Source organism: Streptomyces sp. NPDC046977 (assembly GCF_040644455.1).
Classification (GTDB): domain Bacteria; phylum Actinomycetota; class Actinomycetes; order Streptomycetales; family Streptomycetaceae; genus Actinacidiphila.
Genome location: NZ_JBEYWO010000020.1, coordinates 18,797 through 45,029 on the forward strand (window position 1 = coordinate 18,797; position 26,233 = coordinate 45,029).

Below are 26,233 nucleotides of genomic sequence, written 5' to 3' on the forward strand. Positions count from 1 at the left end.
CCCTAAAGTGACGTACGCCTCACGGGCGTCACGGCGGCGCGGCGTCCCGTCACAGTGTCAGCAGCATCGCGAACATGCCGATCCCCATCGACACCCGGCAGGCCGAGGCGAGCTCGGGCGCGTGCCGCACCGCGACCGCGCCTGCCGCGCCCGTCGCCGGCGCGACCGGGACCGACACCAGGCGCACGCCCGCCGCGAGCACGTAGACCGCGAAGTACACCAGCAGCAGTCCGGTCAGCAGGGGCGCGCCCATCGCGCCGTGCCCCGCGTGCGCCGAGCCGCCGGCGCCCTCCATGGCGGCGGCCATGTAGACCATCGCGACCGCGCCCACCGCGTGGTGCAGATGATGCGCGTTCCGCCGGACCAGCACCAGCGACCGCACCGCCGCGACACCGAAGACCACCGCGAGGACCGCGGACGCCCAGGGCGGCTGGTCCAGGACCGACACCGGCACCGCCATCACCGCCATGCCGGCGCCCATCAGCGCCTCGGCCCGCGCCGCGCTCCGCTGCTCGCGTTCCTCGCGTGTCGTACCCGGGCACCCGGGCCGTGTGCGCACCAGGCAGTAGGCGGCCGTCGCCGCACCCAGCGCCACGAGCAGCCAGGCCACCAGCGGTGGTCCGTGCATGACCCGACCCCCTTCGGCTCCTGAACCGAGGATGCCCCCGCCCGGCGGCGCGAACCCCCGCGCATGGGGGCATAGGGGGGCGCGGCACCGGCTCAGCTGCGGGCACGCTGCGTCACCGCGACGCACACGAGCACGGCCACCGCCGCCGGCGCGGTCAGCGCCCCCAGGTCCTCGCCCAGCAGCGCGGCCGCCCACACGAGCGTCAGCAGCGGCTGCGCCAACTGCAGTTGGCTCGCGCGGGCGACGCCGATCGCGGCCATCCCGCGATACCAGACCATCAGCCCGAGGAACTGCGACACCAGCGACACCCACACCAGCCCGGCGACCGCCCGGACGTCCGCGTGCACGGGCTCCGCGGTCAGGGAGACCAGCGCCGCGGGCACCGTCAGCGGCAGCGCCGCCACGAGCGCCCAGCCGATCACCTGCCAGCCGGGCATCACGGAGGCCAGCCGGCCGCCCTCCACGTAGCCCGCCGCGCACACCACCAGCGACGCGAAGAGGAAGAGGTCGCCGGAGGTCGGCGCGCCCCCGCCCTGCCACAGCGCGAACCCCACCACGACCGCGCCGCCCGCGACGGCCGCGGTCCAGAACAGCGGCGACGGCCGCGCCCCGGTGCGTACGGCGGCGAACGCGGCGGTGACCAGCGGGAGCGCGCCGACCACGACGGCGGCGTGCGAGGTGCCGGTGGTGCGCAGCGCCAGCGTCGTCAGCAGCGGAAAACCCAGCACGACCCCGGCCGTGACGACCGCGAGCCCCGCCCAGTGCCGCCGCTGCGGCACCGGCACGCGCGCCACCGCCAGGCACACACCGGCGACGGCGGCCGCCAGGACGCCCCTGACCGTTGCCGCCGTCCAGGGGCCGAAGCCGGTCAGCGCCCAGTGCGTCGCGGGGAAGGTGAGGGAGAAGGCGGCGACGCCGAGGCCCGCCAGGGCCGTGCCGCCGAGAGCCGTGCCGCCGCGGGATCCGCCCGGCGTCGTTTTGTGACCGGTGACCGCTATCCGCGTGCGGGCAGTAGCGCTATTCTGTGCTGTCATGGACAACGGTAGCAGTTCGCGGAATCTCGCAGAATCCCTGCGGCATCAGCTGCACCGCTACTCTCCCGGCGAGAAGCTGCCGTCCAGCCGTGCCCTGGTCGAACGCTTCGGGGTCTCCCCGGTCACCGTCTCGCGGGCCCTCGCCGCCCTCGCCGCGGAAGGGCTCGTGGTCACCCGGCCCGGCGCCGGCGCCTATCGCGCGCAGCAAGGGGCCGGGGACGCCCGGTCCGTCGACACCTCCTGGCAGCAGGTGGCCCTCACCGCCGAGGAGCAGCACGGCGAGCCCGCGCCGCGGGTCGTCGACGCCTCCGGGGTCACCACGAGCCTCGCGGTGCCACCGCCCGGCGTCATCGCCTTCAACGGCGGCTACCTGCACCCCTCCCTCCAGCCCGAGCAGGCCCTCGGTGCCGCCCTCGCCCGCGCCGCCCGCCGCCCCGGCGCATGGGAACGGCCCCCGCTGGAGGGGCTGACCGCGCTGCGCACCTGGTTCGCCCGCGAGACCGGCGGCCCCGGCGGGGACTTCGGCCCCGCCCACGTCCTCGTCACGGCGGGCGGCCAGGCGGCGCTCACCACCGCGCTGCGGGCCCTCGCGCCGCCCGGCGCCCCGGTGCTCATGGAGTCGCCCACCTACCCGGGCGCCCTGGCGGTCGCCCGCGCCGCGGGACTGCGGCCCGTACCGGTGCCCATGGACGACGACGGGGTACGGCCCGACCTGCTGGCCGAGGCCTTCGCCGCGACCGGCGCCCGGGTCTTCTTCTGCCAGCCGCTGTTCCAGAACCCGACCGGCACCGTGCTCGCCGCTGCCCGGCGCCGCCACGTCACCGAGATCGCGCACGCCGCCGGCGCGTTCGTCGTCGAGGACGACTTCGCGCGCCGCCTCGGCCACGGCGGGCCGCTCCCGCCGCCGCTCGTCGCCGACGACCCGTACGGCGCGGTCGTCCACGTCACCTCGCTGACCAAACCGACCGCGCCCAGCCTGCGGGTCGGCGCCCTCGTCGCCCGGGGGCCGGTCATGGAGCGGCTGCGCGCGATCCAGGTCGTCGACAGCTTCTTCGTGCCCCGGCCGCTCCAGGAGGCCACCCTCGAACTCGTCGGTGCCCCCGCCTGGCCGCGCCACCTGCGCGCGGTCTCCGCGGGACTGCGCGAGCGCCGTGACGCGATGCTCGCCGCCCTCCACCGGCACCTGCCCGCCCTCGCCGCCGCCGTCCGGCCGCCCACGGGTGGCTACCAGTTCTGGCTGCGGCTGCCCGACGGCACCGACGAGACCGCCCTCGCCGCCGCCTCGCTGCGCGCGGGCACGGCCGTCGCCCCCGGCCGTCCCTACTTCGCCGCCGAGGCACCGGGCCCGTACGTCCGCCTCAGCTTCGCCGACACCACCGGCACCGACGAGATCGCCGACGGTGTGCGCCGCTTCGCCGCCGCGTGCGCGGAGGCCGGTGTCACGGCCGCCGGCTGAGCGCGCCCCGGCCCGACCCGCGACGTCGGTCAGCGAAGGGCCGCCTCACCCGCCCGCACGGTCCGCAGGGCGCGCTCGACGGTCTCCTCACTCTCGCCGACCGGAGCCACGTAGCCGATGACGTCCCGGACGGCGCTCTCCCCGAGCGCCCGGCCGATCACCCAGGTGGCGAGGTACTGCGACGCCAGGCAACCGCCGGCCGTCGCGATGTTCCCCTCGGCGTGGAAGGGCACGTCCAGCACGGTGACGCCCATGGCCTCCGCGAACGGCCGGGTCTTCGTGTCCGTGCACACCGGCATGCCGCCCAGCAGGCCGAGCTGCGCGAGCACCAGCGCGCCCGAGCACTGCGAACCGACGAGCTGACGGGAGGGGTCCAGTGGGAGCATGGAGAGAAGCCGGTCGTCGGCGGCCACTTCGCGCGCCTTCACCCCGCTGCCGATCAGGACGACATCGGCATCGGCCACGAAGTCCAGGGAGCGCTGACCGCTCACCTCGACGCCGTTCATCGAGGTGACGACGGGCGTCGGTGTCGTGATGAAGGCCTCCAGGCCGTCCCTGCGGCACCGGTTGATCAACGCGGAGGCGATGAAACTGTCGAGTTCGTTGAACCCGTCGAAGGTGACCACGGCTACCTGCATCACAACTCCTTCAGTACGGCAGGCGTCCAGCCTCACGCGGCACGCCGGCCCCGGTCGAGAGCCAATCGGCGGCCGGTGGCCCGTGCGGCACCGGGCGGAACGCCGGTTGTGCGGAAATTCGAGCGGTGCGGTGGAATTCCCGGGGGAAATTCCCTTTCTCGTGCGTTGATTCAAGGAAAGTGTCGCCGGGTAAATTCCGCAGTGGTGTGACCGCTGCGGTCATGTCGCCTTTTCCGGTTCGATAATTCCGTTGCGCGGCCGTTCTCCCTAGCGTTGCGGACGAGACGAGAAAACGCGCAGAGCGCAACCGGGAGACGGTGCCGGAATCCGGCCGACCTCACGTTCGCCTGCGGATCCGGTCTTCGACCACCTGAAGGAGGACGGGTGATGACACGCCCCTTCCGTACCGCCGCCGTGATCGGCGCGGGCACCATCGGACTGTCCTGGACAGCACTGTTCGCCGCGCACGGCCTCACCGTTCACGTCAGCGATCCCCGCCCCGACCTGCGGGAGGCCACCGACGAGGCGCTTTCCGAATTCGCCCCGCACCTGGCGGCCCAAGGCCTGGAGACCGACGGTCTCGCCGACCGCGTGCACCTCGCGGCCGACATCACCGAAGCCGTCCGGGACGCCGACATCGTGCAGGAGAACGGGCCCGAGCGCCTCGAATTCAAGAAGGACCTGTTCGCCCGGCTGATCCGGGAGACCCCCGGGCACGCACTGCTCCTGAGCTCGTCGTCGGCGATCCCGGCGACCGCCTTCACCACGGAGCTCGACGACGCCGGACGCATCCTCGTCGGACACCCCTTCAACCCGCCCCACCTGGTGCCGCTCGTCGAGGTCGTACCCGGTGAACGCACCACGGAGGAGGCCGTGCGGACGGCTGTCGCGTTCTACACCTCCGTCGGCCGCGCCCCCGTGGTCGAACGCCGCGAGATACCCGGCTTTGTGGGCAACCGGCTGCAGAGCGCGCTCAGCCGCGAGGCCGTCTACCTCGTCCAGCAGGGCGTGGTGTCCCCGGAGGACCTGGACACCGTCGTCACCCACTCGCTCGGCCTGCGCTGGGCCACGGTCGGGCCGTTCCTCGGGTCCCACCTGGGCGGCGGCCCCGGCGGCTACCGCCACATGAGCGAGCACATCGGCCAGTCCATGCAGCAACTGGACCTCGGACAGCCCTCGCAGGACCCGCAGGACCGGGAGCGCGTCATCGAGGCGGTGGAGAAGGCCTACGCCGGCACGCCCTACACCGAGCTCGCCGAGGCCCGCGACCGCAAGCAACTCGCCGTCCTGGCCGCCCTGGACGACGTCCGCCGTACACAGCACGACAAGGAGAACTGACATGACCACCAACGCCACGCCCCTCACCCAGGTGGACGACCAGTTGGAGGCCGACTTCTACATGTACCAGTCGCTGCTGTCCGGCGAGGAGCTCGAGATCCTGCTCGGGGCCCGCGCGTTCCTGAGCAAGGAGATCAAGCCGCTGGTCAACGAGTACTGGGCCAAGGCCGAATTCCCCGTCGAGTACATCGAGAAGTTCAGGAGCAGCGGACTGGCCGCGCTGCCCTACGAGGGCTACGGCGAGCACAAGCAGGCCGTCAGCCATCTGCTCAGCGGGATGGTCGCCGTGGAACTCGGCCGCGTCGACGCCTCGACCGCCACCTTCTTCGGCGTCCACAACGGCCTCGGCTTCTACTCCATCTACTACGGCGGCGACCAGGAGCAACGCGACAGGTTCCTGCCCGCCATGGCCACGATGGAGAAGATCGGCGCGTTCGCGCTGACCGAGCCGCTCGGCGGCTCCGACGTCTCCGGCGGCATGCGCACCACCGCCAGGCGCGAGGGCGACACCTGGGTCATCAACGGCGCCAAGAAGTGGATCGGCAACGCCACCTTCGCCGACTACACCGTGGTCTTCGCCCGTGACGTCGAGGACAACAAGGTCAAGGCCTTCGTCGTCGAGAAGGGCACCCCCGGCTTCTCGCCGGCGAAGATCGAGGGCAAGATCGCGCTGCGGATCGTGCAGAACGCCGAGATCACCCTGACCGACTGCCGGGTGCCGGAGGCGAACCGGCTGCAGAACATGAGGGGCTTCCGGGACGTCGGCGAGATCCTGCGCCGCACCCGCGGCGGCGTGGCCTGGCAGTCGCTGGGTGTCATGATCGGCGCCTACGAGCTCGCGCTCGAGTACGCCAAGCAGCGTGTCGCCTTCGGCCGCCCGATCGCCGGGTTCCAGCTGATGCAGGACCTCCTGGTCAAGAGCCTGGGCAACATCACCGCCTGCTGGGGCATGCTGGTGCAGCTCGCCCGACTCCAGGACGCGGGCGTGTACCGCGACGAGCAGTCCGCGCTCGCCAAGGAGTATGTCGCGGCCCGTATGCGCGAGGTCGTCTCCTGGTGCCGTGAACTCTTCGGCGGCAACGGCATTCTCCTCGACTACGACATCGCCCGGTTCTTCGCCGACGCCGAGGCCCTGTACTCCTACGAGGGCACCCACCAGATGCAGACCCTCATCGTCGGCAAGTCCATCACCGGCCACAGCGCCTTCGTGGGGTGACGGCGATGACCGAGGAATCCGTCTTCACCGGCCTGAAGGTCCTCGACGCGGCGACCTACATCGCGGGACCGGCCGCGGCCGCCGTGCTCTCCGACTTCGGAGCGGACGTCATCAAGATCGAACCCCCGGGGAAGGGCGACCCGCAGCGGCTCCTGAGCTCCGTCCCGCCCAGCCCCATGGCGCAGGCCAACTACAGCTGGCACCTCGCCAACCGCAACAAGCGCGGCATGGTGCTCGACCTGAAGTCCCCCGCGACCCTCGAGGTGCTCAAGCGCCTCGTCCAGTGGGCCGACGTGGTCATCACCAACTTCCCGCACGGCACCCGGGAGAAGCTGCACCTCGGGTACGAGGAGGTCTCGGGCTGGAACCCGAGGGTCGTCTACGCCGACCTCACCGGCTTCGGGGACACCGGCCCCGACGCCCGGCAGCCGGGCTTCGACCTGACCGCCTTCTGGTCGCGCAGCGGACTGCTGGCCTCCACCCGGGACGCGGGCAGCCCGCCGACGGTGCCGGTGTGGGGCAGCGGCGACTACTCGTCGGCGATCGCCGTCTACGCGGCGATCGCGACCGCCCTGTACCGCCGCGAGCGGACCGGGCTGGGGGCCGACGTCGGGACGTCACTGCTCGCCACGGGTGTCTGGGCCACCGGAACGCTCGTGGCCGGCGCCCTCGCCGACGGCACACCGTTCGAGCTGCACGACCGCACCGTGCCGGCGAACGCGCTGTCCAACCCCTATCGGACGGCGGACGACCGCTGGATCATGCTGGCGACCTCCTCCGTGCACTGGCCCGCACTGTCGCGGGCCCTCGGGCGCCCCGAACTGGTGGAGGACCCGCGCTTCTCCGACCGCGAGGGCTTCGCCAAGAACGCCGCCGCCCTCAGCGAACTGCTCGACGCCGAGTTCCGCTCGCGGCCGTTCGACCACTGGAAGGACGCCCTGGCCCGGGAACGCATCAACTACAGCCTCGTCCAGACACCGGAAGAGGCCGCGCGGGACCCGCAGTTGCGGGCGAACGACATCGTCGTCCCGCTGGAAGGGGTCAGCGGGCTCGACTACACCGTCAGCAGCCCCGTCAACCTTCGAGGGGTACCGAAGGTGACGGCGAAGCGGGCGCCCGACCTGGGCGAGCACAACGAGGAGATCCTCACCCAGCTCGGATTCGATCCCGCGGAGATCACGGCGCTGCGGGAGCGGGGGGCGATCCCCGAGACGGTGCAGACGCAGCCGACGCGATGAGCGCACCCGGTGCCCGCGGCACGCCCGAGGACACCGGGACCCGTCAACCGGGCGAGGAAGGTCCGCGGTCCCGTCAGGGGTGGCTTCCCTGGGCAGCGTCGGGGACGTCGACGACGACGGCGGTCCACTCCTCGGCGGGCACGGTCGTGTTCGGTCGCCGCCACGGGCAGGCCCGCTGAGCGATCATGGCGACTGCTACCGTGACCGCCCGGAACGTGGGAACGGGGGCGGTGCCCCCGGTGAGGTCACGAGGGGGAACCCGCGGTGCGGGATCTGGTACGTCAACTGGCAGTCTCCGTGGCTTTGGCGGCGACGGTGGGGGTGTCCGCCGCGTGCGGCGGCAGCCCGAAGGCCGGGGCGGCCGTGGACGAGAAGCCCCTGACCAAGGCCGAGTTGACCAAGGCGCTGCTGCGGAACGCGGACGTGCCGGGACTGACGGTCGACATCGGGCCGGGGCTGCCGCTGTTCGACCCGGACGACATCGTGACGGCGTCGCCCACAGCGTGCCAGCCGATCGCCGACACGATGAGCGTCCGTCCCCGCCACGCCCGCCGGGCGCAGGTGTGGGAATCGCTGGACGGCGTCCGAGGTGCCGCCGGAACGACCTCGGGAGGTGTCGTACTGAGCAGCCACGCCGAGGACGACGCCCGCGCCGTGGTGGCGGACCTGAAGAAGGCGCTGCCCAAGTGCGGCCACTTCAGCGCCACGTCGGCCGCGGGCTGGACCTACGGGTTCGACATTCAGCAGGTCCCCGCACCCGCGGTGGGCGACGACGCGGTGTCGTACCTGACCACCAACACCATCGCCCCGGACGGCAAGGGCAACGTCGAATCCGTCGTCCGCACGGGCAGCACCTTGTCCGCGTTCCTGCTCCCCCAAGGCAACGGCGAACCGGCCTCCGTCCCCGAAGCCCTCGCGCGCAAGCAGCACGAGCGACTGCGCGCCATCCGCGGGTGAGGCGGGACGACCGCCACGCCCGCTGTCACTTCCCCGTCCACCGCGGCGGCCGGCGTTCCGCGAAGGCCGTCATGCCCTCGCGTACGTCGGCGGAGGCCATCAGGGTGGCCATGTGCTCGCGCTGCACGGCGAACGCCTCCGCCTCCGGTGCGCCGATGGCGGCGCGGGTGAGGGCCTTCACCGCGGCCAGGGCGAGCGGGGCGTTCCGGGCGATGCGTTCGGCGAGTTCGAGGGCGACCGTGACCGCCTTGCCGGGCGGGGTGACCCGGTTGGCCAGGCCGAGTTCGCCCGCGCGGTCGCCGCTGATGGGTTCGCCGGTGAGCAGCATTTCCATGGCCAGGTGGTACGGGACGCGCTGGGGCAGCCGGATCACACCGCCGCCCGCCGCGATGAGGCCGCGCGTGACCTCGGGCAGGCCGAACTTCGCGTCCTCGGCGGCGACGACGAGGTCGCAGGCGAGGGCGAGTTCGAAGCCGCCGCCCAGGGCGTAGCCCTCCACCGCGGCGATGAGCGGCTTGGTGAGCGCGGCCTCCGTCAGGCCGCCGAAACCGCGGCCCGGGACGGTGGGCGACTCGCCCTTCAAGGCGGCCTTCAGGTCCATTCCGGAACTGAAGGTGCCCCCCGCCCCGGTCAGTACACCGACCCGCAGCTCGGTGCCGGCCTCCAGTTCGTCCAGAGCGGCGGCCAGCCCGGCGGCCACCGCCGCGTCCACCGAGTTGCGCGCCTGCGGGCGGTCAATGGTGATCAGCAGGGCCGAACCGGCCTGCTGGACGAGGACTTCGCTGGTGGTCATCGTTGCTCCTCCGGTCGTGTTCGGATCAGCGCGCGGCCGCCGCCCCGCCCGGTTCAGACATGGAGGGGTTCGGCGAAGATCTCCCGGGCCGCGTCGACGAGTTCGTCCAGGTCGCCGCCGGACGCCCGGTCGCGGCGCCAGACCAGGACGGTCTCCAGACGGCGCTCGAAGTCCGTGAACGGCAGGACCCGTGTGTTCTTCCTCGCGTACCCGTGCAGCGGACTTTCCGCATTGAGCAGCGAGAAATAGAAAGCCATCCCACTGGAGACGATTTCGGCGATGCCCGAGTAGTCGGTGTCGGTGAGGTCGATGCGTTTCCTGACCCCCCGCTCGAACATCTCCCGGTCGAGCTCGTCGAAGTACGCGGGCCGGCCCTCCTTGGGCGCGACGATGAAGCTGAGGTCCGCGAGTTCGGTCAGGGCGACGGAGTCCCGGCCGGTGAACCGGTCCGCGGGCACCACCGCTCCCAGCGTCTCCGACATCACGGGCAGCAGGTCGAGGGCCGGGTCGGTCACCGGCAGCCGCACCAGCGCGAGCGCCAGCCTGCCTTCCCCGACGCCGCCGATCAGGGCCCTGGAGGAGCCGGGCCAGCACCTCAGCTCGTACGCCTCACGGACCCGCTCGCAGAGCGTGTCGGCAAGGTCCCGCACCCGGGGGTGCACCCCGAGGGGGATGCCGACGAACATGGTGCTGCGCCCCGGCGCGGTGGCCTCACGCAGCCGCCACGGAACGGAATTGATCTGCTCCAGCACGTCCCGGGCGATCGGCAGCAGCGCCTCTCCGGCGGGCGTGAGGGTGACGCTGTGCGTGTCACGTTCGAACAGCCGGTGGTCCACCTCGTGCTCGAGGTCCTTGATCCGCTGGCTCAGCGGTGACGTGGCCATGTGCAGTCGACGTGCCGCCGCCGAGAAGTTCAGCTCCTCCGCCACGGCCACGAAGTACCGCAAATGGAATATTTCCACCCTTTTACGTTAACCCGCAGGGGTGTCGCCGCATCCACGGGAACCGGGACGGGGCGAGCGGGGGTGGGGGCGTCCGGTGCGGGGCAGGGACAAGGTGTACGAACGATTCGGCGTGCGCGCAGCTCACGAGCGCGAGCGCCGCTCCCCGCGGAGGGGTCGCCCCGGCGGCCCTCCTCGTGCAAACGGCTTCGGTGCGAGGGACTGCCGCAAGGTCCCGCCCTCGGCCATGGGAGGTGTCCCGCGTGCAAGCAGTCCGGGACAACAAGAGCTTCGCCATTCTCCTGCTGTGTGTCGTGCTGATCACCGGCCTGAGAGTGGGGCTGGCCATGGCCGGAACGCAGGTCATGGGGATCGCGGAGTTCGCGGTGCTGATCCCCGTCGTGGCGGGCGCGCTGCTGTCGGTGCGACGGACGTTGATCGTGGGCCTGTTCAACCTGGCCGCCGGCGTCGCCGTCTACGGAGTCCTCCTCCAGGACATGGGCCCCACCAGCCGGATCACGACGCTCACGGCGCTGGCCGCCTCGTTGGGCATCAGCCTGGTCGTCTGCCGGATCCGGGTCGCGGGGGAGCGGCGGTTCCGGCGCCTGGTGATCGCCCGCGAGCGCCTCGAACTGCTCAGTGAGGCCAGCGCCCGCGTCGGCAGCACCCTGGAGGCGCCGAGAACCGCGGAGGAACTGGCCGAGGTCGCGGTGTGCGGCGGTTTCGCGGACCACGCCAGCGTGGACCTCTTCGACTGCGTGCTCCAGGGCGAGGAACCCGGTGCCGGAACGGAGAAGGACGACGTCGTCCTCCGCCGCACCGCCCAGTCCGGTTCGGCCGCACCCCCGGGATGCGTACGGACGGGCGACGTCGTCGTCCGCCGGGAGGGAACGGAGCCCGTCCTCGACCTGATGACGGCCAACCCCGTGATGACGGAGATCAGCGGCACCGCCGGCGCCCGCGCGGCCGCCGCCGGTCCGGGGGGCGCCGACACGAACGCGCCGCACTCGGCGCTGGTGGTCCCCCTCCGCGCCCGCGGCGTGACCCTCGGTGCCGCGCTGTTCACACGCTCCCGCAACCGCGAGCCCTTCGACGCCGACGACCTGCTGCTGGCCCAGGAGATCGGCGCGCGGGCCGCCGTGTGCGTGGACAACGCCCGCCGCTACACGCGCGAGCGCAACACGTCCCTGGCGCTCCAGCGCAGCCTCCTGCCGCGGGTGGTGGCACGCCAGTCGGCCGTGGAGGCCGCCACACGCTATGTGCCCGCGGGACTGCGCGCCGGAGTGGGCGGCGACTGGTACGACGTCATCCCGCTCTCGGGGGCCCGGGTCGCCCTGGTGGTCGGCGACGTGGTCGGCCACGGAGTGCAGGCCTCGGCGACGATGGGGCGGCTGCGTGCCGCCGTGCGCACACTCGCGGACGTCGACCTGCCGCCCGACGAACTGCTCACCCACCTCGACGACGTCGTCACCCGTTTCCGGGAGGAGATGGGCCGGACCCAGGACGGGGCCTGCGATCCGCGGGCGGACGCCGGAGGGATCGTGGCGACCTGCCTGTACATGGTCTACGACCCGGTCTCCCGCCAGTGCGTGGCCGCACGCGCCGGCCACCCGCCCCCTGCCGTGATCGGCCGGGGATCGGACGCCCAGTACCTCGACGTCCCCGCCGGCCCGCCGCTGGGCGTGGGCGGACTCCCCTTCGAGACCGCCGAACTGCGCCTGCCCGAGGGCACCCTCCTCGCCCTCTACACCGACGGCCTCATCGAGTCCCCGGGGCGCAGCCTCGACGAGGGACTCGAACGCCTCCAGAAAGCCCTGTCGGAGCCGATGCCCTCCCTGGAGGACATGTGCGACCACGTCCTGAACACGCAGATCGACGCCTGCTGCCGGGACGACGTCGCCCTCGTCATCGCCCGCACCCGGGAGTTCGACGCGACGCACGCCGCCTCCTGGGAGCTGACGGGGGACCTCGCGGACGTCGGGCACGCCCGGGACCTCGCCGCGTCCCGGCTGGCCGGCTGGGACCTCGAGGACGTCGCCTTCACCGCGGAGATGGTCGTCAGCGAACTGGTCACCAATGCCATCCGCTACGGCACGGGTCCCGTGCACCTGCGCCTCATCCGGCAGGACAACCTGATCTGCGAGGTGTCCGACGGCAGCAACACCGCCCCCCACCTCCGCCGGGCCCGGATGTTCGACGAGGGCGGGCGAGGGCTGTTCATCGTGTCGCAGCTCGCCGAACGCTGGGGCACCAGGCAGCGCCCCGACGGAAAGACCATCTGGGCCGAGATCAACCTCCCGCACCCGCCCGCCCCGGCCCCCGTGGGGGCAGGCTAGGGCCGGTACCTGATCGGATGGTCCTCCGGCACCTCCACCACGCAGATGCGCACGCCGTCCGGATCCTCGACCCACATCTCGACCAGGCCCCACGGCTCCTGCCGTGGCTCCCGCACCACCGGGACGCCGCGCCCGGCCAGCTCGGCGTGGGTCCGTGCCACGTCCGGTACCTGGAGCCAGAGCTGCAGCCCCGGCGCGGGCGGCCGGTCGGCGTGCCCCGAGACCTCCAGGAACCCGCCGCCGAGGAAGAACACCGTGCCGCGGGTCTCGTGGGGCCCGAACTCCCGGTAGACCGCCAGCCCGAGGTCGTCCCGGTAGAAGGCGCGCGAACGCTCCAGATCGGTGGGCCGCAGCAGGATCCGGCTGCTCAGTACGTTGACCATGGGCGCGAACGTACCCACGAGCACCGGGGAAATCCGCGTGACACGTCGGACCGCCGTCCGGCACGCTGCCCCGCATGACGCACCGTCCCGCGTGGATCGCCCCGCTGTACCGGACGTGCCCGCGGTGCGGTGCCGAGGCCCGCTACGAGGCGGGCGCGATCGTCATCGACGGCGTCGTCCACTGGAGCGTCGACGGCGGATGCGCGGCCTGCGGGGACATGGCCACGGAGTGCGGACGCGGAGAGGTCCCGGGGCACGTGCGGGAGGCACTGATCGCCGCCCACGGCGAGGCGGTGCTGCGCGCCGAGCCGCGGCCCGGCGGCTCCCGGGCGGCCGCGCTCAAGACCGTCCGCGAGCTGTTCGGCGTACCGCTCCCGGAGGTCCGCTCCCGCCTGCGCGCCCTCGAGGAGGGCGGCGTGAAGGGCACCGAGGTGGAGTCGAGGCTGCTCGCCGCCCGCCTGGAGGACGCCGGATTCAGCGTGTCCCTCCGGGTCCCGGAACCACCCGCGCGCAGCGACCGCCTCCCGCCGAACCCCGCCGCCGACGGTTACGCCCGCTGGCCCGCCAACGCGGCCGCCCAGGGCCGGCCCGTCATCACCCGCGCTCCCTTCCGGGCCGGGGAGGCCGAGGCGGTCGCCCTGCTCGAGGCGGCGGAGGGGCCGGACCTGCCCCAGGTCGAACTGGTACCGGGCAGCCTCGCGGAGGAACTGCGCGATCCCTTGGCGCGCTTTCTGGCCGGGGGCAGCGTCGTCGTCATCGCCGTGGGCTTCGCGTGGGATCCCCTCGCGAGCGATCCGTACGACACCGTCCGGCCCGGGCTGGCGACCGACGGCACCTGGACCTGGGACCTGGCCTGGGAGCACTGGGTGCGGGTGCACGGCTGCGCGCCGCCCGCGGAGTTCACCGAGTACGCGCGGGCCCGGGGTTTCGTGCCGCCGCCCGACGAGACCGGCTAGCCTCGGGTCGACCCGCCGCACCCGAGAGGACCCCGCCATGGAGAGCGCACCGCCCGTCGTCAGCCCCGTGTTCCGCAGCGCCACCCCCGCCGACGTGCCGGTACTGGTCGCGCTTGTCGAGTCGGCGTACCGCGGCGACGCGAGCCGGGCCGGCTGGACGACGGAAGCGGACCTCCTGGAAGGCCAGCGGACCGACCCGGAGGGGGTTTCGGCGGTCGTCGGCGGCGAGCGCAGCCGGATGCTGGTGGCCGAGTCGGACGGCGCGGTCGTGGCCTGCTGCCAGCTGGAGAACCGGGACGGGCACGCCTACTTCGGCATGTTCGCCGTCCGCCCGGGCCTGCAGGGCGGCGGTCTCGGCAGGACCGTGCTGGCCGAGGCGGAGCGCTTCGCGCGTGAGGAGTGGGGCGCCGACGCGATGCATATGACCGTGATCACCCAGCGCGAGGAACTGATCGCCTGGTACGTGCGGCGCGGTTACGAGCGCACCGGCTCCATCAGCCCCTTCCCGTACGGCGACGCCCGTTTCGGCCTGCCCACCCGTGACGACCTGGCCTTCGAGCTGCTGGTGAAGAAGCTGGGCTGAGCACGCCCGGCGGCGGCTCAGAGCCGCCCCGCCTCGACGATCCGCGACAGGAAGCGCCGGGTCCGCTCCTGCTCGGGGGCGCCGAAGACCCGCTCGGGCGTGCCGTGTTCCAGGACGATGCCGCCGTCCAGGAAGCACACCTGGTCGGCGACGTCGCGGGCGAAGCCCATCTCGTGCGTGGCGATCAGCATCGTCATCCCCTCGTCCTTGAGGTCGCGCACGACGCCGAGCACCTCCCCGACGAGTTCGGGGTCGAGCGCGGCGGTGATCTCGTCGAGCAGCAGCAGCCGGGGCCTGCCCGCCAGGGCCCGGGCGATCGCCACGCGCTGCTGCTGCCCGCCGCTGAGCCGGTCCGGGTACTCGCGGGCTTTGCCGTCCAGTCCGAGCCGGGCCAGCAGCTCGTGGGCCCGCGCCTCCGCCTCCGCGCGGGCCACGCGGTGCACCCGGCGCGGCGCGAGGGTGATGTTGTCCAGCACGGTCATGTGCGGGAAGAGGTTGTAGGCCTGGAAGACCACGCCGATGCGCCGCCGCACGGTGTCCGGGTCCACGCCGGGGTGGGTGATCTCCTCGCCGTCCAGGAAGATCGCGCCGTCGTCGATCTCCTCCAGGAGGTTGGCGCAGCGCAGCAGTGTGGACTTGCCGGAGCCGGACGCGCCGATGAGGACGGTGACGGTGTGCGGGGCCACCTCCAGGCCGACGTCGCGCAGCACGGGAGTCCCACCGAAGGTCTTGCGCACGGACTCCAGCCGCAGCACGGGTGCGCCGGTCATACGGTTCCTCCTTGCGACTCGCGGCGGTTCATCCGCGCGGTGACCCAGTCGGTGAAGCGGGTCATCGGGATGGTGAGCGCGACGAACACGAGCCCCGCGACGATGTACGGGGTGTAGTTGAAGCTCCGGCCGGCGATGATCTGCGCCGCGTAGACGGCGTCGACGACCCCGGCGATGGAGACCAGGCCCGTGTCCTTCTGCAGGGACACCAGGTCGTTGAGGAGCGCGGGTACGACACGCCGTACGGCCTGCGGGAGCACGACGTACCGGAGGGTCTGCGCGCCGCTCAGCCCGAGGGAGCGCGCGGCCGCCCGCTGGCTGGGGTGGACGCTCTCGATGCCGGCCCGGAAGACCTCGGCCACGTAGGCGGAGTAGGTGAGCACCAGGCCGGCTCCGCCGAGCACCACCGGATCGGTGGGCACCCCTTGGAGGCGGAGGGCCGGGACGCCGTAGATCACCGTCAGCAGGCAGATGATCAGCGGCAGTCCCCGGAAGAAGTCGACGTAGGCCACGGCCAGCGCGCGCAGCGGGAAGAGCACGGGTCCGCGCAGGGTGCGGGCGACGGCCAGCAGCAGTCCCACGACGAGCACGATCGCGCCGCACACGACGAGCAGCCGCAGGTTGAGCAGCAGCCCGTCGAGCACCTTGGGCAGCGCCTCGCCCGCGTAGTGGCCGCTCAGGAAGGTCTCCCGTACCCGGGGCCAGCCGGGGGAGCGGGTGACGGCGAGCCACAGCAGCACGGCCGTGACGAGGGTGCTGGCGGTGGCGATGCCCGCGGATCGGCGGGTCCGGAGGCGTTTGTGGCGTTCGCGCGCGATCCGCCGCTGCGACGGCGTGTACGGGTGCGCGTCCTTGTGGACGCCCTCGCCCAGGGTCACGTGAGCACCGGGGCGTCGACCGCGTCGGACAGCCACTGCTGTTCGAGCTTCGCCAGCGTGCCGTCGGACCGCAGGGCGTCGACCGCGCGGGTGACACAGGGGGTGAGCGGGCTGCCCTTGTCCAGCACGAGACCGAACTGCTCCGGGGCGCTCCCGGTGGTGTCGAACTGGCCGACGATCCGGGCGTCCTCCAGCTCGGCGGACGTGATGTAGAAGGCAGTGGGCAGGTCGAGGACGATGGCGTCCACCTGGCCGTTCTTGAGCGCGCTGACCGCGAGGTCGTTCTTCTGGTAGACGGCCGCGGCGGCAGTCGGCCTGATCCGGTCGTTGATCACGTCGAGGCTCGTGGTGCCGATCTGGGCGCCCAGCTTCACCTTCTTCAGTGCCGCGACGGTCGTGGCGGACGCGGCCGGGGAGCCCTTGAGGGCGATGACGGCCTGCCGGACGTCGTAGTAGCCGGAGGAGAAGTCGACGGCCTTGCGGCGCTCGTCGGTGATCGAGATCTGGTTGAGGTCGAAGTCGAAGGTCTTGGCGCCGGGCGCGAAGGCGTTGTTGAAGGCGACCGGCTGCCAGGTGACGGCCGCCCGGTCGTAGCCGAGCTGCCGGGCCACCGCGTAGGCGACCGCCGACTCGTACCCCTTGCCGTTGGCCGGTTTGTTGTCCTCGAACCAGGGGGCGTAGGCCGGATTGTCGGTGCCGATCGTCAGTCTGCCCGTGGTCCGGGTGCGCAGTGACGACGGCGAGCACGAGGCGGCGGCCGGCGCGGATCCCGGGGACGTGGACGTGGCCGCCCTGTTGCCGTCCGGGGCGGAGCCCTCCTGCGGCGCGCACGCCGCCGCGGTGAGGACGAGGACGGAGACGGCCGCCGCGGCGGCGAGGCGCGAGGACGCGGGAGCGTGAGGCATGGCGGGACCTTGGCACCGCCGGGCGGGCACTGTCCACGCCAAAACGCGGCGATCCCGTATGCCGGACGATTGTGTCCGGCGTGTTGCCGGCTACCAGTCCGTGAGGCCGGTGTCGACCGCGCGCTTGACCTCGGGGACGTCGGTGACGGCGCCGTCCAGGCCGAGGGCGTGGGCGAGGGCGAGTTCGCGCGGGGTGTTGACGGTCCAGGCGATCACGGAGATGCCGGCGCGGTGGCACTCCTGCACCAGGGCGAGGCTGATCCGCCGCAGGCTGAGGCTGACGAGGCGGGCGCCGACGGCCTGGGCGCGGGGGATGATCTCGGAGCCCATCGGGCCCTCGGCGACCAGGACGGTGCGGGCTTCCGGCAGGCGCTCGTGGATCTCGGCGAGGGCCGCGTCGTGAAAGGACAGCACGTCGACCCGCTCGACCAGGTCGCGCTCGCGCAGGAGGTCCGCGAGGACGCGCGCGGCGGCGACGTCCTTGATCTCGGCCTGGATGGGCTTGGAGACCGCGTCGACGACCTCCTCGAAGACCGGCACGCGCTCACCGCGGCCGGCGTCGAGGCCGCGCAGCTCGGCCAGGGTGAGGTCGCAGACGAAACCGGAGCCGTCGGTGGTGCGGTCGACCTTCTCGTCGTGCATGACGATCAGGGCGCCGTCCTTGCTCAGGTGCAGGTCGAGCTCGATCTGGTCCAGTCCTTCGCGCTCGGCGCGGACGAAGGAGCGGAGGGTGTTCTCGGGCTCGACGCCCATGACACCGCGGTGACCGACGGTGAAGAAGCTCAAGACGGATCGCTTCCGGTGCTGGTGCTTGCGCAGGGCCTACGTACTCCGGGCAGCCTAGCGGGCCCTTGCGGCGGCGGGCCGAACGCCGGGTGAACGGCGCGCCCGCCCGCAGGAAGAATCGCGGTGATGTTGGCCTTGTGCGGAAGATTTTCCTCCGGCTCCCCTTGAATGGAAGAAGCAGGCCTATATACGGTGGCCATACAAGAGGTTCTTCTGTGAAGGAGGGGTCATGACGGAAATCCTGTCGCCGGCGACGGCGTCGAACGACAGCACGGGCACCAGCGGGACCGGTGCGTCCGGCGGCGGTGTTGTCCGGCACCCGGCCTGGGCGGTCCTGAAGCAGGCGGTGGAGGAGATCCGCCCCTGGCAGCTGAAGGACGGCTCCATCGACTTCTCCGCGCAGGACGCACCGCAGCGCGCGGTCGTCGACAGCGCGCTGGACCGCGTGGTCCGCGCCGTGGAGGACCTCTCCCCGCTGCTCCCGCACGACACGGCCTACCACCAGGCCCTGGTCAAGGATCTGCGGCGCTGGTCGGACGGCGGCTACGCGGTCCCCGACTTCCTGGACTCCCTGCTCGCCTTCCACCCCGCCGCCGAGCGCACCGACGGCCTGGAGCACCTCGTGGTGTTCCCGATGTACACCCAGAACGGCAACCCGGACCGCAATCTGGAGGCCGTCGCGCTGCGCGTGGTGTGGCCGGAGTGGCTGTCCGAGCTGGAGCGCACCCGCTACGACAACCCGCTGTTCGTGCCGATCACCTTCGAGGACTTCACGCCCGGGTACGACACGAACTCCGCGGTGCTCTTCCCCGAGACCGTCGCCGTCCGCGAGGCCCCCGAGCGCTTCACCTGGGGCGGCATCTTCTGCGACCGCGAGGCCGCGCGCTTCCGCGCCGTGAGCCGCGCCGCCGTGGACACCCTGGGCGTGGCGCTGCCCGAGGACGCCGAGGAGCTGCTGGCCGACCAGGAGCTCAGCCAGCAGACCTTCGTGCTGTGGGACATGATCCACGACCGCACCCACAGCCACGGCGACCTGCCCTTCGACCCCTTCATGATCAAGCAGCGCCAGCCGTTCTGGATGTACGGCCTGGAGGAGCTGCGCTGCGACCTCACGACCTTCAAGGAGGCCGTGAAGCTGGAGGCCGAGGGCCACGGCATGGGCCGCTACGTCCAGTACGCGATCCTCTTCGACCGGCTCTTCCGCTTCCCGGTCACCGGCGACCGCGTCCGCAACTACGACGGGCTCGGCGGCCAGCTGCTCTTCGCGTACCTGCACAAGCACGACGCCGTGCGCTGGACGGACAACAAGCTCCGCATCGACTGGGAGCGCGCCCCGCAGGTGACCAACCAGCTCTGCGGCGAGATCGAGCAGCTGTACCGGGACGGCATCGACCGTCCCAAGCTCGTCCACTGGTTCGCCGCCTACGAGCTGGTCTCCGGCTACCTCTCCCCGCACCCCGGCTCGGTGTGGGCCAAGGGCCCGGACGCCCTCGACCTCGGCCTGCCGCCGCGCAAGCTCGTGGACGAGGTGCTGGCCGACGAGTTCCCGCTCAGCATGTTCTACGAGGCCCTGGCCAAGAAGCTCCGTGATGTGATCGCCTCGACCAAGGGCATCACCGCCCACGGCACGGGCCGGGTGGCCGCGTGACCGATGCAGCGAAGGAGGCGGCGCAGATGACGGAAGCCGGCGAGACGGCCAGGGGACCCCTGGCCGGGGCCGTGATCGCGGTGGCGGGGGCCGGCGGACCCGCCGGACGCGCCACCCTCCAGCGGCTCGCCCGCGCGGGCGCCCGCGTGGTCGGCGCCGACGCCAACGCGGAGCGGCTCGCCGAGGCCGTCGACCTCGCGCGGTCCGACGCCGGTGGCGCCGTCATCACCGGGGACGTCGTCGACCTGCTGGACCCGGCCGCGACGAAGGAGTGGGCCGGCCGGATCGAGAAGGAGCACGGCCGTGTCGACGGGCTGGTCCACCTCGTCGGCGGCTGGCGCGGCTCGGCGTCCTTTCCCGAGACCGACCTCGCGGACTGGGACCTGTTGGAGAAGCTGCTGATCCGCACCGTCCAGCACACCTCGCTGGCCTTCCACGACGCGCTGCTGGCGGCGCCCGCCGGGCGGTACGTGCTGATCAGCGCGGCCGGCGCCACCAAGCCGACGGCCGGCAACGCGGCCTACTCCGCCGCCAAGGCCGCCGCCGAGGCGTGGACGCTGGCACTCGGCGACTCCTTCCGCAAGGCGGCGGGGGAGCAGCCGCCGACCGCGGCCGCCACGGTGCTGGTGGTCAAGGCGCTCGTGCATGATGCAATGCGCGAGGAGCGCCCGAACGCCAAGTTCGCGGGCTTCACCGATGTGACCGACCTGGCCGACGCCATCGCCGACGTGTGGAGCCGGCCCGCCGAGGAAGTGAACGGAACCCGCCAGTGGCTGACACCCCGCCCGTGACCGATCTCCCGACGGACGCCGTCCGCCACCACGACCCGAGCACGCGCGGTTTCGCGAGCGACAACTACGCGGGCGTCCACCCCGAGGTGCTGGCGGCACTCGCCCTCGCCAACGGCGGCCACCAGGTCGCCTACGGGGACGACGAGTACACCCTCCACCTGCAGGACGTCTTCCGCGCCCACTTCGGCCCGCGGGCGCAGGCGTTCCCCGTCTTCAACGGCACCGGCGCCAACGTGGTCTCGCTCCAGGCGCTCACCGAGCGCTGGGGCGCCGTGATCTGCGCGGCCTCCGCCCACATCAACGTGGACGAGGGCGGCGCCCCCGAGCGCATGGGCGGCCTCAAGCTGCTCACCGTGCCCACCCCGGACGGCAAGCTCACCCCCGAGCTGATCGATCGGGAGGCCTGGGGCTTCGACGACGAGCACCGCGCCCAGCCGCAGGTCGTCTCGATCACCCAGACCACCGAACTGGGCACCTGCTACACCCCCGAGGAGATCCGGGCGATCTGCGAGCACGCGCACGAGCGCGGTCTCGCCGTCCACCTGGACGGCTCGCGGATCGCCAACGCGGCCGCCGGCCTCGGCGTACCGCTGCGGGAGTTCACCACCGACGCGGGTGTGGACGTGCTCTCCTTCGGCGGCACCAAGAACGGGCTGCTGCTGGGCGAGTGCGTGGTCGTGCTGAACCCGGAGCGGGTCCGGGCGATGAAGCACCTGCGCAAGCTGTCGATGCAGCTGGCCTCGAAGATGCGCTTCGTCTCGGTGCAGTTCGAGGCGCTGCTCACCGGCGACCTGTGGCTGCGCAGCGCCCGTCACGCCAACGCGATGGCCCGCCGCCTGGAGGCGGCCGTACGGGACGTCGACGGCGTGACGGTCGTCCGGCCCGTCCAGGCGAACGCGGTCTTCGCGCTGCTGCCGCGGGAGGTCAGCGAACGGCTGCAGAAGCGCTACCGCTTCTATTTCTGGGACGAGTCCACCGGCGAGGTGCGCTGGATGTGCTCGTTCGACACCACCGAGGAGGACGTGGACTCCTTCGCGGCCGCGCTGGCCGAGGAAATGGCCGCGCAATCCGCCTGAGCGGATTCCCCGGGGGGTGAATTCCCCGGCGGGAAAGCCGCCCGGAACACGGCGAGGGGCGTACCGGACGATTCCGGTACGCCCCTCGCGCCGTTCCGTGATGTCAGCGGTTGACGCAGACGTTGCCGGCCACCGGGTTGAGCAGCGCGACGGCGTTGATGCCGTTGCCGCAGACGTTGATCGGGATGTTCACGGGCACCTGGACGACGTTGCCGCTCAGGATGCCGGGCGAGCCGATGGCGGCGGCACGCGCGTGGGCACCGCCGCCGCCGTGGCCGCCGAAGCCGCCGCCGTGGCCGCCGGCGACGGCGCCGGTGGCGCCCCCGAGCACGGTCACACCGGCGACTGCGGTCACGGCCGCGGCCTTCGCGATGCGCTTCATGGCGTTCTCCTTAGAGATTCGTTGGTGACCCCGGCCGACGGCATGGACGGCACCCGAATGTGCGCGCCCGCCGGATCCGGTCACGAGGTGAGCCGGTTGAAGGTCAGGGTCTCGTACGGAGAAGTGGTTCCCGTCTCGTAGAGCAGCCCCACCGTGCCACCCCCCAAGTCCACCAGGTCGGAGTACGCGGCAGGGTGACTGTTCGCCAGCCAGGCCTGCTCCCAGTAGATGCCGCCGTCGGTGCTCGTCCTGAGAGCCATGGCGGCGCGCGTCCCCGGATCGGACGGTCCGGAGTACACCAGCGGCCCGCCGGGCAACTGCAGGACGCTGCCCTGCACCTCGGGCCCTTCCAGGGCCTCCTGGGGCTCGAAGCTGCCCTCCACGCTCTCCCCGCCGTCGGTGCTGTAGGCGTTGGCCCGTGAGGCGTTGGAGAAGCCGCCGTCGTCGCGGCTGTTGATGTAGATCCGGCCGTCCGGCAGTTCGGCCAGGCTGGTCTCGTTGAGGTTGATCCACCCGCCGGGCACCTCCTCGACGAAGCCGATGTGCCAGGTCCTGCCGTGGTCGTCGCTGTAGAGGGAGTGGGCGCCGTGCACCACCTCGCCGTCGACGACGGCGGTGTGGTTGGCCGGGACGAGCAGTCGCCCGGCGTGCGGGCCGTTGCGCAGCGCGATGGCGTGTCCGGGTCCGGTGGCGTACCAGCGCCAGTTGTCGGGTTTGACGCTCTTGGTGATCTGGCGGGGCGCGGACCACTTGCCCCCGCCGGAGTCGCTGTGCAGTTCCCAGACCTGCCGGGCGTCGTAGACCGCCTGGGAGGCACCGCCGAGTTGAGCCTTCGTCAGATTACCGACGGTGCGGCAGATCAGCAGCACGATACGGCCGGTCTTCGGGTCGGCCACCGGGGTGGGGTTGCCGAATGCCTGGCCGCCGCCGCGGGCGATGACGCGCATGGCCTGCCAGGTGCAGCCGCCGTCCAGTGAGCGGCGCAGCACCACGTCGATGTCGCCTTCGTCGGCCGCCGAATTGCGGCGGCCCTCGGCGAACGCGAGCACGGTGCTCTTGCCGATCCGGAGGACGGCTGGGATACGGAAGGTGTGGTAACCGCCGGTGCCGGAGCGGAACGGCACGGACGTGGCGCATTGCGCGGTGGGTGCCACGGCCGCCTCTCCGGCCGGCGCCTGCCAGCCTGCCGCCCCGGTGAAAAGGACGGCCAGACCGGCCAGTGTGCGCTTGCTTCTGACGGCACCGAGTGTCATCAGGCTTCCTCCGGAGCGGCGTCGACGTGGCCAGAAGCGCAAGATTCTCATCCGCCATGCGGGGTGCGTGGATGACACTCCGTTCGCATTTTTTCTGGTAAGTCAATATGAGTAATGCGTGCGAAACGATGCCGATATCCTTGACACATTTTTGGCGTGTCCCTTGGCTGCATTCGAGGGCACCGGCCGACGAACATGCTCCAATGTGCCGGGACCAATGGCCGAAAGGCCCGCGCGGGACGACAGTTGACCCACTGTCGTCCGAGCTCAGGACAGGGGGGACCGCCCATGACACGAATCGCCCCACGCCGCGCCGTGCTCGCCGCCGCCCTCGCGGTGGCGGGCAGCGCGGCCGCACCCAGGGCCTTTGCCGCCGGCGGCGGGAACCGCCCCTGTGCCCCCGGCCCGGCGGGCGGCAGGCCCGGCCCGTATCCGTACGGCGATGACGACGAGGCCCCCGTGGACCACCACGCATGGACCCGCTGGTCCGACTGGCACAGCGGCGACGGCAGCGGAACCTGCGTCGAACCCGGTCCCCGCCCCGGCATCTCCATCGGCAGGCCCTCCGGCGTCCTGGAGTACGCCGACCCGCACACCGGGATCACCGAGACGTGGGAGACCGCCACCTGGACCTCGCCGGTCCACACCCCGCGCAACCCCGCCACCGAGATCGTCGCCTCCTGGAACGCCCGCACCCCCGCGGACACCTGGATCCAGGTGGAGCTGCGCGCCACCTACACCGACGGCGGCACGACCCCCTGGTACGTCATGGGCCGCTGGGCCTCCGGCGACGCCGACATCCGGCGCACCTCGGTGGACGGCCAGACCGACGCCAGGAGCAGCGTCTCGACCGACACCCTCGCCGTCACCGACCCCGCGTCCGGTGTGCGCCTGGCCTGGTACCGGCTGCGCCTGACCCTCCTGCGCCGCCCCGGCAGCCACGCGACCCCCACCGTCTGGCGGGTCGGCGCGATGGCCTCCGACATCCCCGACCGCTTCACCGTGCCCGCCTCCGAGCCCGGCGTGGCACGCGGCATCGAACTGCCCGTGCCGCGCTACTCCCAGGAGATCCACAAGGGCCAGTACCCGGAGTACGACAACGGCGGCGAGGCCTGGTGCAGCCCCACCTCCTCGCAGATGGTCGTCGAGTACTGGGGCCGGGGACCGGACGAGGGCGACCTCGCCTGGGTCGACCCCTCCTACGAGGACCCGCAGGTCGACCACGCCGCCCGCTTCACCTACGACTACCAGTACGAGGGCTGCGGCAACTGGCCGTTCAACACCGCCTACACCGCCACCTACCCCGGCCTCGTCGCCACCGTGACGCGCCTGAACGGCCTGCACGACGTGGAGCGGCTGATCCGGGCCGGCATCCCGGTGATGACGTCCCAGTCCTTCCTGGCCACCGAGCTGGACGGGGCCGGCTACGGCACGTCCGGTCATCTGATGTGCGTTATCGGATTCACCCCCGAGGGTGATGTGATCGTCAATGACCCCGCGAGCCGCGACGACGAGGCCGTGCGCCGGGTCTACCCGCGGGCGCAGTTCGAGACCAACTGGCTGAGGACGAAGCGCTACGCCGCCGACGGCCAGGTCCGCGGCGGCACCGGCGGCGTCTGCTACCTCTCCTGGCCGCTGTGGCCGTCCCCGGCCCAGATCCGCGTGCTGCACCGGCTCGGGGTGCTCTGAGCGCATCACGGTCACGGCGGGTCAGTCGCGCATGGGCAGCCGTGTCAGCGGGGCGAGTTCGGCGTCGGTCGCGGGCCGGAGGGTGGACAGGATGCGGCGGGCGGCCGCGAGACCCGGCCCGGGGCCGGTCTCGTGGAGGGTCACGGCGCAGACCAGGCCGCCGCGGCGCAGCCGCAGTTCGCGCTGTTCGTAGCCGCTCTCGTACGTGACGAGCAGACGGCCCCCGCCGTCGTCCGTGCAGAGGATCGTCTCGCCGAAGGGGACAGGGCAGCCGCGCGTGTCCACGCGCCGGGTGTCCTCGCCGGTGCGTTCGACGGCGAGGTGCAGGGCCGTGGTGCCGGGGCGTTCGTAGTCGGCGCCGAAGCCGTCCTCGCTCGCGCCCCGCACGCTCAGTGCGTAGCCCGGCGGCGCGTCGCCCACGCGCAGCAGCGCCCGGTCCACACCGTTGGCACGGAGCCACGTGTCGAGGGTGGGCGGCCGTCCGGCGTCCCAGGCGGTCCAGGCGCCGCCGGTGGCGAACAGGGCCGCCGCGACGACAGCGGCGATCCGCGTCCTGGCGCCGGGAAGGAAGAGCGCGGCGGCGAGGGCGTAACAGACCCCTCCGGAGACGTACAGCACGAGCCCGTTCCGCAGGCCGTCGACGTGCAGGCGCACCGCCACGGCGATCAGCGCCCCGGCCGTGCCCGCCCCGAACATGGCGGCGGCCCACGCCCAGACCCCGCCACGCCGCTGTGTCACCGGTATCAGATGGCGCGCCGCGAACCCCGGCGCCGCGAGCAGCACCACCGCGACCGGCGCCCAGCAGAGGGCGGCGACCGCTCCCGCCGTGGCCCCGCCGGCGAACAACCCGACGCCCACCACATAAAAACCGACCGCGGTGAGCGCGGAGCCCATGAACCACACCATGGTGAGGTGGACGAGCGCCGGCCCCGTCGTGTGCTTCGAGATCATGCCCTGTGATCACGCACGCCCCGCGGCGGGCGGTTCCCGCCGGTGCGACGGATGTTCTACGTTCGGTGCCGTGGACGACCTCGGACGGCGCTATCGCTATGTCGGACCGGCGGCCCTGCGGGCGGCCGTGCGGCCGGGAACCGCGGGACGGCCGATCCGCCGCGCGGGGGACTTCGCCGCGTGGGCCGCCGAGCAGACGGCCGCGGACCTGGCGGAGCCCTTCACCTACGTCGTGGACGTCGCCGGTGTGCTGCGCCTGGCGCCGCGCCGCAGTGAGCACGTGGCGTGCGCCGGCGGCGGCGAGGTGCTGGGGGCGGGGGAGATCGCCTTCCGGGCGACATCCGGGGAGTGGGCGGCGGTGGAGGTCAGCAACCTCTCGACCGGGTACTGCCCGGACACGGGGTCCTGGCTGTCGGTGGCCCGCGCCCTGGACCGTGCCGGGATCGGCCGTCCGGCCGGCTTCACGTACGCGGTGGTCTTCCGGCGCTGCACCGGGTGCGGGGAGCGCGGCATCGTGCGGGAGGACGACTTCGTGTGCGTCTTCTGTGGGAGCGTCCTGCCCCGCGAGTGGAACGTGGACCCGTCCGCCCCGCTCCTGTGACGCGGC

Annotated in this window: 26 protein-coding genes; 13 read left to right on the forward strand and 13 right to left on the reverse strand. The window is 72.4% G+C overall.

Features of this window, described 5'->3' with window-relative positions:
* Nucleotides 1-49 precede the first annotated feature (49 nt).
* Together ABZ883_RS26925 and ABZ883_RS26930 are read right to left on the reverse strand one after the other, a co-directional pair.
* Complete coding sequence (locus tag ABZ883_RS26925; RefSeq protein WP_360910410.1) at nt 50-628, reverse strand: DUF5134 domain-containing protein; 579 nt, start codon at nt 626-628, stop codon at nt 50-52.
* Nucleotides 629-720: 92 nt separating this feature from the next.
* The gene (locus tag ABZ883_RS26930; RefSeq protein WP_360910412.1) at nt 721-1,662 is read right to left on the reverse strand and encodes a DMT family transporter; all 942 of its coding nucleotides are present in this window, start codon (nt 1,660-1,662) and stop codon (nt 721-723) included.
* Between ABZ883_RS26930 and ABZ883_RS26935 the strand changes: the two genes are divergently transcribed.
* Nucleotides 1,661-3,118: a PLP-dependent aminotransferase family protein gene (locus ABZ883_RS26935; RefSeq protein ID WP_360910414.1), complete on the forward strand. Its 1,458-nt coding sequence runs from the start codon at nt 1,661-1,663 to the stop codon at nt 3,116-3,118. The genes ABZ883_RS26930 and ABZ883_RS26935 overlap by 2 nt on opposite strands.
* A gap of 29 nt (nt 3,119-3,147) precedes the next feature.
* Here the strand turns inward: ABZ883_RS26935 and ABZ883_RS26940 are convergent, their stop codons facing one another.
* Nucleotides 3,148-3,756: a DJ-1/PfpI family protein gene (locus ABZ883_RS26940; RefSeq protein ID WP_360910416.1), complete on the reverse strand. Its 609-nt coding sequence runs from the start codon at nt 3,754-3,756 to the stop codon at nt 3,148-3,150.
* Between the two features lie 387 nt (nt 3,757-4,143).
* On the opposite strand from ABZ883_RS26940, the gene ABZ883_RS26945 reads away from it, so the two are divergent.
* The 4 genes from ABZ883_RS26945 (at nt 4,144) to ABZ883_RS26960 (ending at nt 8,505) form a co-directional block, all read left to right on the forward strand.
* Complete coding sequence (locus ABZ883_RS26945; protein WP_360910418.1) at nt 4,144-5,094, forward strand: 3-hydroxyacyl-CoA dehydrogenase NAD-binding domain-containing protein; 951 nt, start codon at nt 4,144-4,146, stop codon at nt 5,092-5,094.
* Between the two features lies 1 nt (nt 5,095).
* Nucleotides 5,096-6,310, forward strand: a complete 1,215-nt coding sequence (locus ABZ883_RS26950; protein ID WP_360910420.1) for an acyl-CoA dehydrogenase family protein — start codon at nt 5,096-5,098, stop codon at nt 6,308-6,310.
* A 5-nt stretch (nt 6,311-6,315) separates the two neighbouring features.
* Complete coding sequence (locus ABZ883_RS26955) at nt 6,316-7,548, forward strand: CoA transferase (protein WP_360910422.1); 1,233 nt, start codon at nt 6,316-6,318, stop codon at nt 7,546-7,548.
* Between the two features lie 264 nt (nt 7,549-7,812).
* Entirely contained in the window at nt 7,813-8,505 is a 693-nt protein-coding gene (locus ABZ883_RS26960; RefSeq protein WP_360910423.1) for a hypothetical protein, read from the forward strand.
* Nucleotides 8,506-8,530: 25 nt separating this feature from the next.
* Here ABZ883_RS26960 and ABZ883_RS26965 read toward each other — a convergent pair whose 3' ends face one another.
* Nucleotides 8,531-9,298, reverse strand: a complete 768-nt coding sequence (locus tag ABZ883_RS26965) for a crotonase/enoyl-CoA hydratase family protein (protein ID WP_360910426.1) — start codon at nt 9,296-9,298, stop codon at nt 8,531-8,533.
* A gap of 53 nt (nt 9,299-9,351) precedes the next feature.
* Nucleotides 9,352-10,260, reverse strand: coding sequence for a LysR family transcriptional regulator (locus ABZ883_RS26970; protein ID WP_360910428.1), 909 nt, complete (start codon nt 10,258-10,260; stop codon nt 9,352-9,354).
* Between the two features lie 242 nt (nt 10,261-10,502).
* Here ABZ883_RS26970 and ABZ883_RS26975 point away from each other — a divergent pair, with 242 nt between their 5' ends.
* Nucleotides 10,503-12,575: a SpoIIE family protein phosphatase gene (locus ABZ883_RS26975; protein ID WP_360910430.1), complete on the forward strand. Its 2,073-nt coding sequence runs from the start codon at nt 10,503-10,505 to the stop codon at nt 12,573-12,575.
* Here ABZ883_RS26975 and ABZ883_RS26980 read toward each other — a convergent pair.
* Complete coding sequence (locus tag ABZ883_RS26980) at nt 12,572-12,958, reverse strand: VOC family protein (RefSeq protein WP_360910432.1); 387 nt, start codon at nt 12,956-12,958, stop codon at nt 12,572-12,574. The genes ABZ883_RS26975 and ABZ883_RS26980 overlap by 4 nt on opposite strands.
* Before the next feature lie 74 nt (nt 12,959-13,032).
* Here ABZ883_RS26980 and ABZ883_RS26985 point away from each other — a divergent pair, with 74 nt between their 5' ends.
* Nucleotides 13,033-13,914: a hypothetical protein gene (locus ABZ883_RS26985; protein ID WP_360910434.1), complete on the forward strand. Its 882-nt coding sequence runs from the start codon at nt 13,033-13,035 to the stop codon at nt 13,912-13,914.
* A gap of 37 nt (nt 13,915-13,951) precedes the next feature.
* A complete protein-coding gene (locus ABZ883_RS26990) occupies nt 13,952-14,497 on the forward strand; it encodes a GNAT family N-acetyltransferase (protein ID WP_360910436.1) in 546 nt (181 codons plus the stop codon).
* 17 nt (nt 14,498-14,514) lie between these two features.
* Here the strand turns inward: ABZ883_RS26990 and ABZ883_RS26995 are convergent, their stop codons facing one another.
* From ABZ883_RS26995 to ABZ883_RS27010, 4 genes are all read right to left on the reverse strand, one after another.
* Nucleotides 14,515-15,267, reverse strand: coding sequence for an amino acid ABC transporter ATP-binding protein (locus ABZ883_RS26995; protein WP_360910438.1), 753 nt, complete (start codon nt 15,265-15,267; stop codon nt 14,515-14,517).
* On the reverse strand, nt 15,264-16,145 hold the full coding sequence (locus ABZ883_RS27000; RefSeq protein WP_360910440.1) for an amino acid ABC transporter permease: 882 nt from the start codon (nt 16,143-16,145) through the stop codon (nt 15,264-15,266). The genes ABZ883_RS26995 and ABZ883_RS27000 overlap by 4 nt, the downstream gene beginning before the upstream one ends.
* Nucleotides 16,142-17,050, reverse strand: a complete 909-nt coding sequence (locus tag ABZ883_RS27005; protein ID WP_360910442.1) for an ABC transporter substrate-binding protein — start codon at nt 17,048-17,050, stop codon at nt 16,142-16,144. The genes ABZ883_RS27000 and ABZ883_RS27005 overlap by 4 nt, the downstream gene beginning before the upstream one ends.
* Nucleotides 17,051-17,140: 90 nt before the next feature.
* Nucleotides 17,141-17,836, reverse strand: a complete 696-nt coding sequence (locus ABZ883_RS27010) for a glycerophosphodiester phosphodiesterase family protein (protein ID WP_360910444.1) — start codon at nt 17,834-17,836, stop codon at nt 17,141-17,143.
* Nucleotides 17,837-18,065: 229 nt separating this feature from the next.
* On the opposite strand from ABZ883_RS27010, the gene ABZ883_RS27015 reads away from it, so the two are divergent.
* Genes ABZ883_RS27015 through ABZ883_RS27025 form a run of 3 tightly spaced genes read left to right on the forward strand, consistent with a single transcriptional unit; the run spans nt 18,066 to nt 21,351 of the window.
* A complete protein-coding gene (locus ABZ883_RS27015; RefSeq protein WP_360910446.1) occupies nt 18,066-19,484 on the forward strand; it encodes a DUF6421 family protein in 1,419 nt (472 codons plus the stop codon).
* A 26-nt stretch (nt 19,485-19,510) separates the two neighbouring features.
* Complete coding sequence (locus tag ABZ883_RS27020; protein ID WP_360910726.1) at nt 19,511-20,275, forward strand: SDR family oxidoreductase; 765 nt, start codon at nt 19,511-19,513, stop codon at nt 20,273-20,275.
* Nucleotides 20,254-21,351: a low specificity L-threonine aldolase gene (locus ABZ883_RS27025; protein WP_360910448.1), complete on the forward strand. Its 1,098-nt coding sequence runs from the start codon at nt 20,254-20,256 to the stop codon at nt 21,349-21,351. Before ABZ883_RS27020 ends, ABZ883_RS27025 begins: the two co-directional genes overlap by 22 nt.
* Nucleotides 21,352-21,454: 103 nt before the next feature.
* Here ABZ883_RS27025 and ABZ883_RS27030 read toward each other — a convergent pair whose 3' ends face one another.
* Together ABZ883_RS27030 and ABZ883_RS27035 are read right to left on the reverse strand one after the other, a co-directional pair.
* The gene (locus ABZ883_RS27030; RefSeq protein WP_360910450.1) at nt 21,455-21,733 is read right to left on the reverse strand and encodes a chaplin; all 279 of its coding nucleotides are present in this window, start codon (nt 21,731-21,733) and stop codon (nt 21,455-21,457) included.
* 80 nt (nt 21,734-21,813) lie between these two features.
* The gene (locus ABZ883_RS27035; RefSeq protein WP_360910452.1) at nt 21,814-22,986 is read right to left on the reverse strand and encodes a sialidase family protein; all 1,173 of its coding nucleotides are present in this window, start codon (nt 22,984-22,986) and stop codon (nt 21,814-21,816) included.
* Between the two features lie 288 nt (nt 22,987-23,274).
* On the opposite strand from ABZ883_RS27035, the gene ABZ883_RS27040 reads away from it, so the two are divergent.
* Nucleotides 23,275-24,675 (forward strand): peptidase C39 family protein, encoded by a 1,401-nt coding sequence (locus ABZ883_RS27040; RefSeq protein ID WP_360910454.1) that lies wholly within the window; start codon nt 23,275-23,277, stop codon nt 24,673-24,675.
* A 21-nt stretch (nt 24,676-24,696) separates the two neighbouring features.
* Here ABZ883_RS27040 and ABZ883_RS27045 read toward each other — a convergent pair whose 3' ends face one another.
* Entirely contained in the window at nt 24,697-25,626 is a 930-nt protein-coding gene (locus tag ABZ883_RS27045; protein ID WP_360910456.1) for a hypothetical protein, read from the reverse strand.
* A 70-nt stretch (nt 25,627-25,696) separates the two neighbouring features.
* On the opposite strand from ABZ883_RS27045, the gene ABZ883_RS27050 reads away from it, so the two are divergent.
* Nucleotides 25,697-26,227, forward strand: coding sequence for a hypothetical protein (locus tag ABZ883_RS27050; RefSeq protein WP_360910458.1), 531 nt, complete (start codon nt 25,697-25,699; stop codon nt 26,225-26,227).
* The last annotated feature ends 6 nt before the right edge of the window (nt 26,228-26,233 follow it).